Consider the following 15,198-nt stretch of genomic DNA (forward strand, 5'->3'; position numbering starts at 1 on the left):
CGAAAGCTTGCGCCCGAAAGTTGGAGGCCGATCAGTGCCTCAAAGCGAAGGTTGGCAGGGAAAGGTGCCAGCGTATCGCAGCCAGACGAATAGTGAGTGTCGTGATGATGCCTGCCACGGTAGCGACTGCAGCATCGACATTAGCGGATAGGGCCACGGTATGGACAATGCCGCCGAGGATACAGGCAGTAGCGTAGACCTCAGTACGTAGTACCATCGGGATTTCCCGTGCTAATACATCACGAATAACCCCACCGCCACAGCCGGTCATCACCCCCATGATCACTGCAACCATAGGAGTCGCACCAAAACGCAGGGCCTTCTCGACACCAATCGCCACGAAGACCGCAAGGCCAATGGCATCAGAGACCGGTAAGATCCACCAAGGCATTTGGCGTGGGCGGCGTATCGCCAGCATGCTGACTAGGCAGGTAATGAAAATCACCCATAAGTAATTGGTATCGGTGATCCAGAAAACAGGTGTCGCGCCAAGAGCCATATCGCGGATGGTTCCCCCTCCAATGGCGGTAACGCTGGCCAGCACCACAACCCCGAACGGGTCCATCCGGAGTCTGCCTGCCAGTAATACACCCGAAGCGGCAAACACGGCCGTTCCGAACATATCGAGAAGATAAATGAGCATTATGATACCTGCTGAGTCAGAGAATATAGGGCGATCGCGCAGATTGTACGACGAATAAACTGGCTGACAACTCGCTGCAATCGCTTTGTGAGGTGACTCACATTGATTGTTGATAGCCTGTTACAAGGCGCTTTGGCGAACTTGATCCAGGTACTGGCAGATTTCTTCAGCGGCCTTTATGGTGCGTGGTGTAGGCCGGTTTAACCAGTCTGATGTCACAGTAAAAATGTGCTGCTTTTCCACTGCGGGTAACTGCTGGTGCCACTTGTCCCATACCGATGGATCGGCGGCAGCATGCGAAGTACCGAAAATCACCTCAGGCTGGCGAACAATGACTTGCTCTTGTGAAACCTGCGGGTAGGCGGCAGCACTGTTGGCAAAGATGTTTTGCCCACCACAAACAGCAAAGACTTGGCTTGGCCAATTATCGCCGGCGACGGTGATTATTGGGCTGTTGCTGAGCTGGTAGAAGTAACTGACGGGCTGTTTTTCCTGGTGTGCCAGACGAAGGCTCTCTAGCCGCTGACGAAAATCGTGGGCATTGCTTTGGGCTTGCTCGGGTGTGTCGGCAAACTGGCCGAGTTGCTCAAGGGTTGTCGCAATGTCTGCTAAAGATTTAGGGTTGGAATAGAACACCTTAAAACCGAGTTGCTCCAGCCGGGTCATTTCACGGGTCGGGTTACCTCCTTCCCAAGCGAGGATCAAATCAGGCTGCAGGGCAACGATGCGCTCCATTTTGATGCCACGGTAGTTGGCAACCCGCTCGAGGGATTTGGCCGCTTCTGGATAGTCACTGTAATCACTGGCAGCGATCAATTTATCCCCCAGCCCTGCTGCATAGGCCATCTCAGTCGTGTGGGGCGAGAGGCTGATGATTGTTTTCACTGGCTGGGCAGAGGTAACAAAGGCTGGGAGTAACAGTAGGAAGAGGGCAGCGAAACGCACTTAAACAGCTCCTTGTAGCATGAGTAATAGCAGGCTTTGGACAGTAACCCATGCCCATAGACGTTGGTTAGCAAGGCGGTTGAGTTGGCTTAGGTGCAATGCTGCAGGCGCAATCCTGCCACCGAGCTTGGGCCGCTCCATCTTGGTTTGATCGTAGATAGCCGGCCCACCCAGCGATAGCGACAGTTTGTGTCCGGCCGCAGCCAGCAACCACCCGGGACCCGGTAGTAACCAGCTTTCGCCCTGCTGTTTGAGTCCCTTTAAAGCGACCTGAGCGTTGTGGCCGATAGTCAGGATAAGGGCAAACAAGCGCAGAGGCACGATATCGAGGATAGCGAGAACTGTAGTTGCCGGCTGGCCAAAATGACGGAATTGCTGCCTGCTGGGTGACCAGCAGCGGCTGAGTTCAACGGCTAGCCGATATAATATCGCGCCGATCCCCCCGGCAAGGGCGTACCAGAACAGCACGCCAGCTACCAAGCGGCCATAACCGACCAGCATGGTCTCGGCCCCTGCCTTGCCTAGACCGAGTAAGGAGAGGCTTTCTGTGTGGCGGTTGACTTTGCCTGCCAGCAGCGTTCGGCACTGCACTTTATCTTCACGGCTGTAGGCGCGGACAAACTGTTTGCTGAACTTGTGCAAATTGCGCCAATCCAGGGCAATCCAAAGCAGCAGAAGATGGAAAGCCGTATCGATCCAGACCAGTTGGTAGAGGCAAATAAGGACAATCAGAACAGTAAGCCACAACAAGGACCACGACAGCAGCCCTGAAAGGCGCTTTTGCTGCGGGGCATCATTGGGTTTGTTGACTTTACTGGCGATGGAGAGTGCGAGCTGGCGCCAAATTTGTAGTGGGTGTAACTGGGAAGGGATCGGCAACAGCCATTGCAATGCCAGTGCACCCCACAAGGCGAGTAGGGTGCTGTTACCGGCGATACTTGCAATGGCGTCGGTCATCTTACTGGTTCAGTAGGTCAACCATTTTAGCCACCATGACTGATGAGCTCTGGGCTGCCACAGGCAGGAACTCTTCAAAGCTCATTGGCGACTCTTTGTCTGCCACATCGGAGATGGCGCGGACAACAACGAATGGTACGTTGAACTGGTGGCAAGCCTGGGCAATGGCCGCAGCTTCCATCTCAACCGCAATCACTGACGGGAAGTTGTCACGGATGAAGGCTTGCTTTTCTGCCGAGCAAACGAAAGCATCACCAGTACAGATCAGGCCGCGTACTGCGTGGGTATCACCCATGGTCGCCAGCGCCTTTTCGGCAGCGTCCATCAGCTTGGCATCAGAAGCAAAGGCTGCTGGCTGCTGGGCCATCTGGCCGATTTCGTAACCAAATGCTGTGACATCGGCATCGTGGTAACGCACTTCTGTTGAGATCACGACATCACCAACATTCAAGCTGCTATCGAAACCACCTGCAGAGCCAGTGTTCAGCACAACATCCGGCTGGAAGATTTCAAGCAATACCGCACTGCCTACCGCTGCTGCTACTTTACCGATGCCAGATTGAAGTAGAACCACATCATGGCCGTTAAGCGTACCTGTGTAGAAAGTACAGCCTGCTTTGTTGTGAGTCTCGCAGTTAGCCAGTTGGTCTTTAAGGATGGCAACTTCTTGCTCCATCGCGCCGATAATGCCGATTTTCATCAATACAGTCTCTTGTTAGGTAACAAGCCCCCATAAGGGGGCGTGGGAATAGGCGAATTGTAACATGGCGGGCGACTACATTGCCAAGTCGCCAGCCGGTTAGTTACACATCAATAGCTATACATCTAGGAAGTCGAGGATACCATCAGCGGCGCGGCGCCCTTCGTCAATGGCTGTAACGACCAAATCCGAACCACGGACGGCATCACCGCCGGCAAATATCTTCGGATTGGTTGTCTGGAACGCAAAGTCGCCCCCCTCCGGGGCCTGGATCCGGCCCCATTGATCCAGTTCGACGCCGAATTCGGCCAACCAAGGCATAGCATGGGGTTGGAAGCCAAAGGCCATGATCACCGCATCGGCAGGCAGGGTATGTTCGCTGCCCGGCACGGGCTCGGGACGGCGTCGGCCTGCTTCATCGGGCTCGCCGAGGGCTGTCTTGACCATTTTGACCCCGTTGATCTGCCCATCTTTACCCAGCTCTAAGCCTGTTGGCTGGAGGTTAAATTTGAACTTTACGCCCTCCTCACGGGCATTTTTTACCTCACGCCTAGAACCTGGCATGTTGGCCTCGTCACGGCGGTAGGCACAGATGACACTACTCGCACCTTGGCGCACCGAGGTCCGGACACAGTCCATTGCGGTATCACCGCCGCCGAGTACCACTACATTTTTGCCTGCCATATCAATAAACGGCGGGTTGCCCTCGAGCTCCATCACCCGGTAGGTATTGGAGATCAGGAACGGCAAGGCGTCGAATACCCCCAGGGCATCTTCGTTTTCCAAGCCTGCTCGCATGTTCTGGTAGGTACCGACGCCGAGGAAGACCGCATCAAACTCTGCGGTGAGCTCTGCCATTTGCACATCCTTGCCGACCTCGGTATTGAGGCGGAACTCGACGCCCATTTCGCTGAAGATCCTGCGGCGGTTGATCATCACCTCTTTTTCAAGCTTGAACGATGGGATCCCGAAGGTCAGCAGGCCGCCGATCTCCGGATAGCGGTCGAATACCACTGGCTTGACCCCGTTGCGTACTAAAATATCGGCACAGGAGAGGCCGGCCGGTCCGGCCCCGATAATCGCGACTTTCTTGTCGGTCCATTCAACATGGGACATATCCGGCTTCCAGCCCATCTCGAATGCTTTATCGGTAATGTATTTTTCGACATTGCCGATGGTGACGGCACCGAAATCATCGTTGAGGGTGCACGAACCTTCACATAGGCGATCTTGTGGGCAGACCCTGCCACACACTTCCGGGAGGGTGTTGGTCTGGTGCGACAGCTCAACCGCTTCGATGATCCGCCCCTCATTGGCGAGCTTGAGCCACTGGGGGATATAGTTGTGGACTGGGCACTTCCACTCACAATACGGGTTACCGCAATCAAGGCAACGGTCGGACTGGGCGCTGGCCTGTTGCTGGGTGAAGGGCTCGTAGATCTCAACAAACTCAATCTTGCGCACTTTCAGTGGCTTTTTGGGTGGGTCGATACGCGCAACATCGATAAACTGGTAAATATTCTGGCTCATCGGGCTCCCTCCCTATTGTGCTTGGACGCGCAGCTCGGCGGCTGAGCGGCTCTGGTGGCCGAGTAAGGTATTCACATCGGCGGTCTTTGGCTTAGCCAAGTAGAAACGTGGGATCCACTGGTCGAATTCGGCCAGGATCTCTTGCGCCCTATCCGAGCCTGTCAGCTCGAGGTGCTGGTCAATCAGGCCGCGGAGGTGTTCCTGGTGGATCTTGAGCTCAGCCAGCGGCAACGCTTCGACCAATTCAGGGTTGACCCGTCCGGCAAAATCACCATCTTCGTCGAGGATGTAGGCAAAGCCCCCGGTCATCCCGGCGCCGAAGTTGACCCCGGTCTTACCGAGAATGGCGACAATACCCCCGGTCATGTATTCGCAGGCATTGTCTCCAGCACCTTCGATAACCGCGATAGTGCCTGAGTTCCTGACCGCAAACCGCTCCCCGGCTTTACCGGCAGCGAACAGCTTGCCGCCCGTTGCGCCATAGAGGCAGGTGTTGCCGATAATGGTGGATTGGTTGGATTTGAACGCCGAGCCAACCGGCGGCCGGATGACTATTTGCCCGCCGGTCATACCTTTGCCGACATAGTCATTGGCATCGCCAGTGAGGAATAAGTTGAGCCCTCCGGCATTCCATACCCCGAAAGATTGCCCAGCGGTACCGGTCAGGTGGAGGTTGACCGGTGTCGAAGCCATGCCCTGGTTACCCCAGCGCTTGGCGATTTCCCCCGATAGCCTTGCACCCACCGAGCGGTCGGTGTTACGGATATCCTCGAAGATGTCCGCGCCACTGCGGGCTTCGATCGCGGGTAGCGCCTGCTCGAGCAAGGCTGCATTGAGCTGCGCATTGTCGAATGGGGTATTGCTTTCGCTGCAATACAAGGTTTTGCCTTCCAGTGGTTTGCAGGTTGCCAGCACCGGCGATAAATCCAGTTTGCTTTGCTTGGCGGTATAGCCTTCGATCACCTCGAGCAACTCGGTGCGGCCAATCAAATCGGTCAGCTTTTCTACCCCGAGCTCTGCAAGGAGTTCACGGACTTCCTCACCAAGGCCAATGAAGTAATTCATTACCTGCTCGGGTAACCCTTTGAAGAAATCACGGCGCAGGGTCTCGTCCTGGGTCGCCACACCCGTTGCACAGTTGTTGAGGTGGCAAATGCGGAGGTATTTACACCCGAGGGCCACCATAGGCGCGGTACCGAAACCGAAGCTCTCGGCACCGAGGATGGCCGCCTTGACCACATCCAATCCGGTCTTGAGGCCGCCGTCGACCTGGAGCCGGATCTTGTGGCGCAGGCCGTTGGCAACCAGTGCCTGTTGGGTTTCGGCCAGGCCTAACTCCCACGGGCTTCCGGCATATTTCACCGAGGTGAGCGGACTGGCACCGGTACCACCGTCGTAGCCGGAGATGGTGATGAGATCGGCATAGGCTTTCGCTACACCGGTTGCTATCGTGCCGACACCGGGTTCAGAAACCAACTTGACCGAAACCAAGGCCGTCGGGTTGACCTGTTTGAGATCGAAGATCAGCTGGGCCAGATCCTCAATTGAATAAATGTCATGGTGGGGCGGTGGCGAGATCAGGGTAACGCCGGGCACCGCAAAACGCAGCTTGGCAATCTCGGTGGTGACCTTGTGGCCAGGAAGCTGCCCGCCTTCACCGGGCTTGGCCCCTTGCGCGACCTTGATCTGGATAACATCGGCGTTGACCAGGTAGTGCGGAGTCACACCAAAGCGGCCTGAGGCGACCTGCTTGATACGTGAGTTACGCTCGCTGTTGAAGCGACGGGGATCTTCACCACCTTCGCCGGAGTTAGAAAAGCCCCCCAGCCGGTTCATGGCCACTGCAAGAGCCTCATGGGCTTCGGGGCTGAGGGCACCGATAGACATCGCAGCGGAATCGAAGCGTTGGTAAAGGGCTGATGCGGGTTCGACCTTGTCGAGGGCGACAGGCGTTTGATCCGATTTCAGCTTGAGCAAATCACGGATTGCCGCAACAGGACGTTCGTTAACTTGTTTGGCAAAGGCTTGGTAGTCGGCGTAATCACCGGACTTGACCGCTTTTTGCAGGGTGCCGACCACATCCGGGTTATAAGCATGGAACTCGCCGCCGTGAACGTATTTCAGCAAACCGCCATGCTCGATAGGTTTGCGTTTGAGCCAGGCGCGGCGGGATAGGTTGAACAAGTCCTGCTGGAAATCGGCAAAGCCTGCGCCTTGGATCCGGCTCGAAACACCTTTAAAACAGAGTTCGACCACCTCATCGTCGAGCCCGACTGCTTCGAACAACATGGCGCAGCGGTAGGAGGCGATGGTCGATATCCCCATCTTGGACATGATTTTGTATAGGCCCTTATTGATACCATTGCGGAAGTTGAGCATCACTTCGCGGTACGGTTTGGCAATGGCACCACTGTCAACTAGTTGGCCGAGGGTTTCATAGGCAAGGTACGGATACACAGCAGTGGCACCGAAGCCAAGCAATACGGCAAATTGGTGCGGATCGCGTGCAGTGGCAGTTTCAATGATGATGTTGGCATCGCAGCGGAGTTGCTCGGCGACCAAGCGGTTCTGTACCGCCCCCACAGCCATGGCCGCTGGGATGGGCAGTTTGCCTGCATTAATGCCACGGTCTGACAGCACGATAAGTACCGTACCGCTGCGGATCAACCGCTCGGCCTGATCACAGATATCGATGATCGCCTGCTTGAGATCTTTCTCGTTAGGATCGAAGTTGATATCGATGATGCTATTGCGGTAGTGCTGGTTATCAAGCTCCAACAACTGGACCAAGTCAGAATAGAGCAGTACCGGCGAGCCGAAAGCTACCCGGTAGGCATGGCTGTCGGTTTCGCAGAAGACATTGATTTCACGGCCAATACAAGTTGCCAGCGACATCACATGCTTTTCACGTAATGGGTCTATTGGTGGGTTGGTCACCTGGGCAAACATTTGGCGGAAGTAATCGGTGACGGCACGTTCGCGGGAGGACAGTACGGCCATCGGGGCGTCGTCACCCATCGAGCCCGTCGCCTCCTGGCCGTTTTCGCCGATCACCCTGAGGACCTGATCGATTTCCTCGCGGTTCATGGCGAACTGTTTCTGGCAGGTACCCAACTCGGTGTCATCGAAAGAGCGGCTGCCGACCTGTTCATCGCCTAGCTCTTCAAACGGCACCAAGCGTTTGACATGGCTGTCCATCCACTCTTTGTAGGGGTGGCGTCCCATCAGATCGTTATCAATATCGGCAGAATGCCAGATCTTGCCAAACTTGGTGTCGATCACTAGTAATTCGCCCGGTCCGACCCGGCCTTTTTCGGCCACTTCATCAGGCGCGTAGTCCCAGATCCCGACCTCGGAAGCCAAAGTGATCAGCTTGTCCTTGGTGATGATATACCTTGCTGGGCGCAAGCCGTTTCGGTCGAGGTTACAGGCGGCATAGCGGCCGTCGGACATAACGATACCGGCAGGCCCATCCCATGGCTCCATGTGCATGGAGTTAAAGTCGTAAAAGGCCCTCAGCTCAGGATCCATATCGGGGTGGTTCTGCCAAGCTGGCGGTACCAGCATCCTCATTGCGCGGAACAAATCCATACCGCCTGAGAGGAACAGTTCGAGCATGTTGTCGAGGCTCGAGGAGTCCGACCCGGTTTCGTTGACAAACGGGGCTGCGGTTTGCAGATCCGGCAGTAATGGTGAGGCAAACTTGTAAGCCCTAGCCCGTGCCCACTGTCGGTTACCCGCGATAGTGTTGATCTCACCGTTGTGGGCGAGATAGCGGAATGGCTGGGCCAGTGGCCAGCGCGGCTGGGTGTTGGTAGAAAAGCGTTGGTGGAACAGGCAAATAGATGATTCCAGCCGGATGTCTCCCAAATCTTGATAGAAGCGGGGGAGATCGGCAGGCATACACAGCCCTTTATAGACGGTGACTTGGGTCGACAGGCTGCAGATATAAAAGTCGGGATCGGCGGTGATACGTTTTTCGATCCGGCGTCTTGCGACATAAAGGCGACGGTCGATGTCCCTTGGCTTCCAACCCGCCGGGGCGTTGATAAAGACCTGCTCGATATTGGGGAGAGTTTCGGTCGCGATCGGGCCCAGTACCTGCGGGTTGATGGGGACTGGTCGCCAGCCGGCCAATGACAAGGTTTCCTTGGCCAGTTCCTCGCTGATAATCGTACGGGCCTGCTCGGCAAGTACCGGATCCTGACTGAGGAAAAGCATGCCGAGGGCGAATTCCCGTGACAGCTTCCAGCCATTGTCTTCGGCCACGATACGATAAAAGCTGTCGGGTTTTTTCATCAATAGCCCGCAGCCATCACCGGTTTTGCCATCAGCGGCGATACCGCCACGGTGGGTCATGCGGTCGAGGGCGGAAATAGCGGTGCGGACAAGCTTGTGGCTGGTTTCTCCTTCGATATGGGCAATCAACCCGAAACCACAGTTATCCTTATCCAGCATGGGGTTATACAGTGTCATTACAACTCTCCCTAGCATCTGCCTGAATAAGCAGAAATACTGCATTTTTGACGGTCTTCCTGACCATCGTTGACAACCTTCACGCGTACCACGGATTGGTTCTTTTGCTTGTAGGGTGGTCGCTAAAGGTACCTTTTTGCTTCCAGCGACCCTTCAAGTTAACGACTATTTACAGAAAGGTCAAACTATAAACAATAAATTAACATCGGGTGTAGGCACGGATAATGCAGTCATTTTGGGAGGAGATTGAGTGAATAATTATGACAGGGGCGGCTTACGAGGAATAAAAAACCGGCCATGTAGGCCGGTTTGGTTTAATTTTCCCGAGGAGGGCAGGTTTTCACCCAATTAGGCATTTGACAGCATCAATGAATCTGCCTTGGCTTCGAGGTTACTGCCGCCCATTAGGTAGTCATCGATTTCACGGGCACACTCACGGCCTTCGTTGATACAACGCACTACCAGTGATTGGCCGGTACGCATATCACCAGCAGCAAAGATGCCTTGCTGGTTGGTCGCAAAGCCCTGGGTCGCCACATTACCGCGCTCATCGAGTTTGATGTCCAGTTGCGCTAGCACGCCCGTTGGTTCTGGGTGCAGGAAGCCCATGGCCAAAAAGGCCATATCACACGGGATGATACGCTCAGAGCCTGCGACTTCGGTAAAGCCTGGGCGCTCTCCGGCTTTCGCTTCTTCCCATTGGATGTCAGCAATACGCAGCGCTTTGACGTTACCCGCTTCATCACCGATGAACTCCTTGGTCAGGATATTCCAGTGACGCTCACACCCTTCCTCGTGGGAGGTCGAGGTTTTCATGATCATCGGGTAAGAAGGCCATGGCTGGTTGGCAGGGCGCTTCTCTGGCGGGATCGGCATGATCTCAACCTGGGTGATGCTTTCAGCACCATGACGGTTGGAGGTACCCACACAGTCGGAGCCAGTATCACCACCACCGATCACTACCACATGCTTGCCTTTGGCGTGGATCTCTTCGGTTTTCAGATCCATGTCGTTGGCACGGCGGTTGTTCTGGGCAAGGAACTCCATGGCAAAGTGTACGCCTTTTAGCTCACGGCCCGGGATCGGTAGATCACGCGGTACTGTCGAACCACCGGTTAGCAGAACTACATCAAAGTCCTGGCGCAGCTGCTGGGCGTTAATGTTGACACCGACATGGGCGTTAACCTCAAACTTGATCCCGGCATCGGCCATTAGGTTGATCTTGCGATCGATAATGTCCATGCCCAGCTTGAAATCAGGGATGCCGAAACGAAGCAGTCCACCGACTTTTTCATCACGCTCGAACACTGTTACGCAGTGGCCGGCACTGTTGAGTTGCTCGGCGGCAGCCAGGCCCGCAGGGCCTGAACCGATGATCGCGACCGTCTTGCCAGTACGCGAACGTGGTGTCTTCGGCTTGGCGTACCCTTCACGGTACGCCGTCTCGACAATGGTCTTCTCGATATTACAAATCGTGATTGGGTCTTGGTTGATCCCCAGTACACAGCCACTTTCACAAGGGGCCGGGCACACACGACCGGTAAATTCCGGGAAGTTGTTGGTTGAGCTCAGGATGTTCCACGCCTCTTCCCAGCTGTCACGGTACACCGCGTCATTGAATTCCGGGATGATGTTACCGATCGGGCAGGAGTTGTGGCAAAACGGCACGCCACAGTCCATGCAGCGCGAAGCTTGCGTGTTGATCTTGTCGCCGAACTCCTCGTTGAGAACAAACTCCTTGTTGTCCTGGATACGGATGCTCGGATCCAGCTTCTTTGGCAACTCACGGCCAAACTCTAAAAATCCAGTAGGCTTACCCATTGACGGCCTCCAACTCTTCCTTGTTTTGTGCTTCTGCCTTGCGCTTCTGTAGTACTGTCTTGTAATCCCTTGGCATCACTTTCACCATCTTCTCGAGGTTAGCCTCGAAGTTAGATAGGAAGGTTTCTGCAACAGTACTGCCAGTAAGTTCGACGTGCTTGGTTAGCATATCGTGCAGCAGATCCTTGTCTTCCTGCTCGATTGGGTCGAGGTCGACTAGCTCTGGGTTGAGCTTGGTGTCGAAGTCTTCGAACTGATCCCAAACATAGGCTACACCGCCACTCATACCGGCTGCGAAGTTACGGCCTGTTTGGCCAAGGATAACGGCCACACCGCCAGTCATGTATTCACAACCATGGTCACCAACGCCTTCAACCACGACCTTGGCACCTGAGTTACGGACACAGAAACGCTCGCCCGCCATACCGCGGATGTATGACTCACCCGATGTTGCACCGTAGAAACAGACGTTACCCACTACGATGTTGTCTTCCGGGATGATGTCAGACTTGGCATCAGGGTAGAGTACCAGCGTACCGCCTGACAGGCCTTTGCCCCAGTAGTCGTTGGCATCGCCTTCGACTTCGAACTTGACGTTCTTGGCCAGGAAGGCACCGAAGCTCTGGCCGGCAGAGCCGTTGAACTTAACGTTCATTGGCTGTGGCAAGCCTTTGTCTTTGTAAATCTTGGAGATTTCGTTCGACAGCATGGTACCGGCACTGCGGTCGGTGTTGATGATGTCAAACTCGGCATCTACCTGCTTGCCTTCGTAAAGGGCAGGGGCCGCGGCTTCAATCAGTTTGCGGTCCAATACCTCTTCGAGGTTGTGGTTCTGCTCACGCTGGTTGTACACGCCGTCTTCATCACGGGCCGGTTCGATGAACAGTACCGGGCTCAGATCCAGGTTCTTGTACTTCCAGTGGCCGATGTTGTCACGGATTTTCAGTTTGTGTGACTGGCCAACCATCTCGTCGATAGTACGGAAGCCCAGCTCGGCCATGATTTCACGCAGGCCTTCAGCCATGTACTGGAAGAAGGTCACAACATCTTCTACGCGGCCGTCGAAACGCTCACGCAGGGTCTTGTTCTGGGTCGCGATACCTACCGGGCAGGTATTCTTATGACACTTACGCATCATGATACAACCTTCAACCACCAAGGCTGCGGTTGCTACGCCCCACTCTTCAGCACCCAGCAAGGTTGCGACAGCAAGGTCACGCGGGGTCTTCATCTGACCATCAGTCTGGACCACGATACGGTTACGCAGGCCGTTCTTCAGCAAGGTCTGATGGGTTTCGGCCAAGCCAAGCTCCCAAGGTAGACCGGTGTGGCGAATAGATGACATTGGTGATGCACCAGTACCACCGTCGAAACCTGCGATAAGAACAACATCCGCTTTCGCTTTGGCTACGCCCGAGGCAATCGTACCGACACCGGCTTCCGATACCAGCTTGACGTTGACGCGGCCGGCGCGGTTGGCGTTCTTCAGGTCGTAGATCAGCTGTGCCAAATCCTCGATAGAGTAAATATCGTGGTGTGGCGGTGGTGAAATCAAACCGACGCCCGGAGTTGAGTGACGGGTTGCACCGATCCAATCATCGACCTTGTCACCCGGTAGCTGACCACCTTCACCCGGCTTGGCGCCCTGTGCCATCTTGATCTGAATTTCATCAGAGTTGGTCAGGTAGTAAGAGGTCACACCGAAGCGGCCAGAGGCCACCTGTTTGATAGCAGAGCGTTCCCAGTCGCCGTTATCTTTTTTCTCGAAACGGGCTGGGTCTTCACCACCTTCACCGGAGTTGGATTTAGCGCCGATGCGATTCATCGCGACAGCAAGCGTCGAGTGGGCTTCGTATGAGATAGAGCCGAAGCTCATTGCACCGGTCGCAAAGCGCTTGAGGATGCTCTCGATTGGCTCAACGTCTGCCAGCGGGATTGAACCGGCCGGGTTTTTGATGAACTCTAGCTGGCTACGCAGGGTCGCTGCGTTATCGCCCTGGGCATCAACGGCGTTGGCGTACTCTTTGAACTGGGCAAAATCCTTGTTGCGGGTTGATTGCTGCAGCAGTGAAATCGTTTCAGGGTTGAACAGGTGCTTCTCACCACGCTGTTTCCACTGGTAGACACCACCGACATCCAGCATCTGGATTGGCACTTCGCGGGTTGGGTAACCCAGACGATGGCGAACCAAGACTTCTTTGGCAATGTCATCGATAGTTAGGCCCTGGATACGGGAAACCGTACCGGTGAAGTACTTATCGACCACTGACTTGCTGATACCAAGGGCTTCGAAGATCTGGGCACCGTGGTAAGACTGCAGGGTCGAGATCCCCATTTTGGAGAAGATCTTCAGCAGGCCGCCGTTCACACCCTTGCGGTAGTTGTTGAACAGCTCTTCGGTCGGTACTTCCGGATCCAATTTGCGCTTGCGCTGCAGGTCAACAATGGTCTCGGTCACTAGGTACGGGTTAACCGCATTGGCACCGTAGCCAACAAGGGTGGCAAAGTGGTGGGTCTCGCGGGCATCACCGGTTTCTACCACGATGTCACACTTGGCACGCAGGCCTTTGCGGATCAGGTGGTGGTGGACAGCACCCACAGCCAGCATCGCAGGGATAGCGGCATGGTTGGAGTTCACGGCACGGTCGGTCAGGATGATGATTGAGTAGCCATCGACAACCGCGTCTTCTGAGTACTGGCAGATACGCTTAAGGGCACGCTCTAGCTTGCCGTCTTCGCCACTGGCGCGGAACACGATATCCAGTGTTTTGGCCTGCAGGTACTCGTTATCGATAGCACGCAGTTTTTCCAGCTCGGCATTGCTCAGTACCGGTGACTCGATTTCCACCTTCTGGCAGTGCTCAGGGGTTTCTGTCAGTAGGTTGTGGTCTTTACCCAGGTAGGTATTGAGTGACATCACCATACGCTCACGGATCGGGTCGATCGGCGGGTTGGTGACCTGGGCAAATAGCTGCTTGAAGTAGTTCGACAAGTGCTGTGATTGGTGCGACAGCACAGCCAGCGGCCAGTCGGCACCCATGGCGCTGAGTGGCTCGTAACCCGTTTTTGCCAACGGCACAATGATGTCGTTGACTTCTTCCGAGCTCATGCCGAAGGCTTGTTGGTGGTGCAGCAGGCGCTCAGGCGTTGGCTGGTGGTGCATGTTGTCTGCTTCAGGCAGGCTCTTCAATGTCAGCAGGTTATCTTTGACCCACTGCTCATAAGGCTGGGCTGAAGCGATAGTGTCTTTGACTTCTTCGTCAGAGATGATACGGCCTTGTTCAAGGTCGGCAACGAAGATACGGCCAGGCTGTAGGCGGCCACGGAACTGGACGTTCTCCGGCTCGATCTCTACCACACCGGATTCCGAAGCCATGACCAGAAAGTCATCCTTGGTCACTGTATAGCGCGATGGGCGAAGGCCGTTACGGTCAAGGGTCGCACCAACCTGGACACCGTCGGTGAAACACACCGAGGCTGGGCCGTCCCACGGCTCCATGACATTGGCATGGTACTGGTAGAAAGCACGGCGCTTCGGATCCATGTTCTTGTTTTCTTGCCAAGCTTCAGGGATCAGCATCATCAGTGCATGCGGCAGGCTACGGCCTGATAGTACCAGAAGCTCCAACGCCATATCGAAGTTGGACGAATCCGAGCTACCTTCCTGGCAGATAGGCAGCAGCATGTCGATTTCCTGCTGGCTGAACAGCTCAGACTCGAGGATTGCTTCACGGGCCTTCATCCAGTTAAGGTTACCGCGCACGGTGTTGATTTCACCGTTGTGGGCAATGTAACGGAAAGGCTGGGCCAGGCGCCATTTCGGGAAGGTGTTGGTCGAGAAGCGGGAGTGAACCAGCGCCAGTGCCGTCACCATCGATGGGTTCTGTAGATCAAGGAAGTATTGAGGTACCTGCTCAGTGGTTAGCTGGCCTTTGTACACCAATGTCTTGTATGACAGAGAGTTAATATAGAAGTCATCACCGATGTTGGAGATACTTTCCAGGCAGACACGGACCGTGTAGTTACGTAGCACGTAGAGCTTACGTTCGAGTTCAGCCGGTTCCATGCTGGTACCGGCGGTAATAAAGACGTGCTCGAATTGTGGCTCGGTGCTCAGCGGGTCGAC

Annotated in this window: 8 protein-coding genes; all 8 read right to left on the bottom strand. The window is 55.2% G+C overall.

Annotation, left to right across the window (positions count from 1 at the left end):
- Nucleotides 1-31: 31 nt before the first annotated feature.
- Entirely contained in the window at nucleotides 32-643 is a 612-nt protein-coding gene (locus BIZ37_RS25465) for a TRIC cation channel family protein (RefSeq protein ID WP_107301354.1), read from the bottom strand.
- 120 nt (nucleotides 644-763) lie between these two features.
- Nucleotides 764-1,588, bottom strand: a complete 825-nt coding sequence (btuF, locus tag BIZ37_RS25470) for a vitamin B12 ABC transporter substrate-binding protein BtuF (protein ID WP_187463897.1) — start codon at nucleotides 1,586-1,588, stop codon at nucleotides 764-766.
- A complete protein-coding gene (locus BIZ37_RS25475; RefSeq protein WP_187463898.1) occupies nucleotides 1,589-2,545 on the bottom strand; it encodes a cobalamin biosynthesis family protein in 957 nt (318 codons plus the stop codon).
- A gap of 1 nt (nucleotide 2,546) precedes the next feature.
- Nucleotides 2,547-3,245, bottom strand: coding sequence for a 5'-methylthioadenosine/S-adenosylhomocysteine nucleosidase (mtnN, locus tag BIZ37_RS25480; RefSeq protein ID WP_187463899.1), 699 nt, complete (start codon nucleotides 3,243-3,245; stop codon nucleotides 2,547-2,549).
- 117 nt (nucleotides 3,246-3,362) lie between these two features.
- Complete coding sequence (locus tag BIZ37_RS25485) at nucleotides 3,363-4,775, bottom strand: FAD-dependent oxidoreductase (RefSeq protein ID WP_187463900.1); 1,413 nt, start codon at nucleotides 4,773-4,775, stop codon at nucleotides 3,363-3,365.
- A gap of 12 nt (nucleotides 4,776-4,787) precedes the next feature.
- The gene (gltB, locus tag BIZ37_RS25490) at nucleotides 4,788-9,251 is read right to left on the bottom strand and encodes a glutamate synthase large subunit (protein ID WP_187463901.1); all 4,464 of its coding nucleotides are present in this window, start codon (nucleotides 9,249-9,251) and stop codon (nucleotides 4,788-4,790) included.
- Between the two features lie 348 nt (nucleotides 9,252-9,599).
- On the bottom strand, nucleotides 9,600-11,072 hold the full coding sequence (locus BIZ37_RS25495; RefSeq protein WP_187463902.1) for a glutamate synthase subunit beta: 1,473 nt from the start codon (nucleotides 11,070-11,072) through the stop codon (nucleotides 9,600-9,602).
- A partial coding sequence (gene gltB, locus BIZ37_RS25500; RefSeq protein WP_187463903.1) for a glutamate synthase large subunit occupies nucleotides 11,065-15,198 on the bottom strand: 4,134 nt, incomplete at its 5' end. The genes BIZ37_RS25495 and gltB (BIZ37_RS25500), both read right to left, overlap by 8 nt.

The organism is Photobacterium sp. BZF1 (genome assembly GCF_014349205.1).
In the GTDB taxonomy this organism is placed as follows: Bacteria; Pseudomonadota; Gammaproteobacteria; order Enterobacterales; family Vibrionaceae; genus Photobacterium.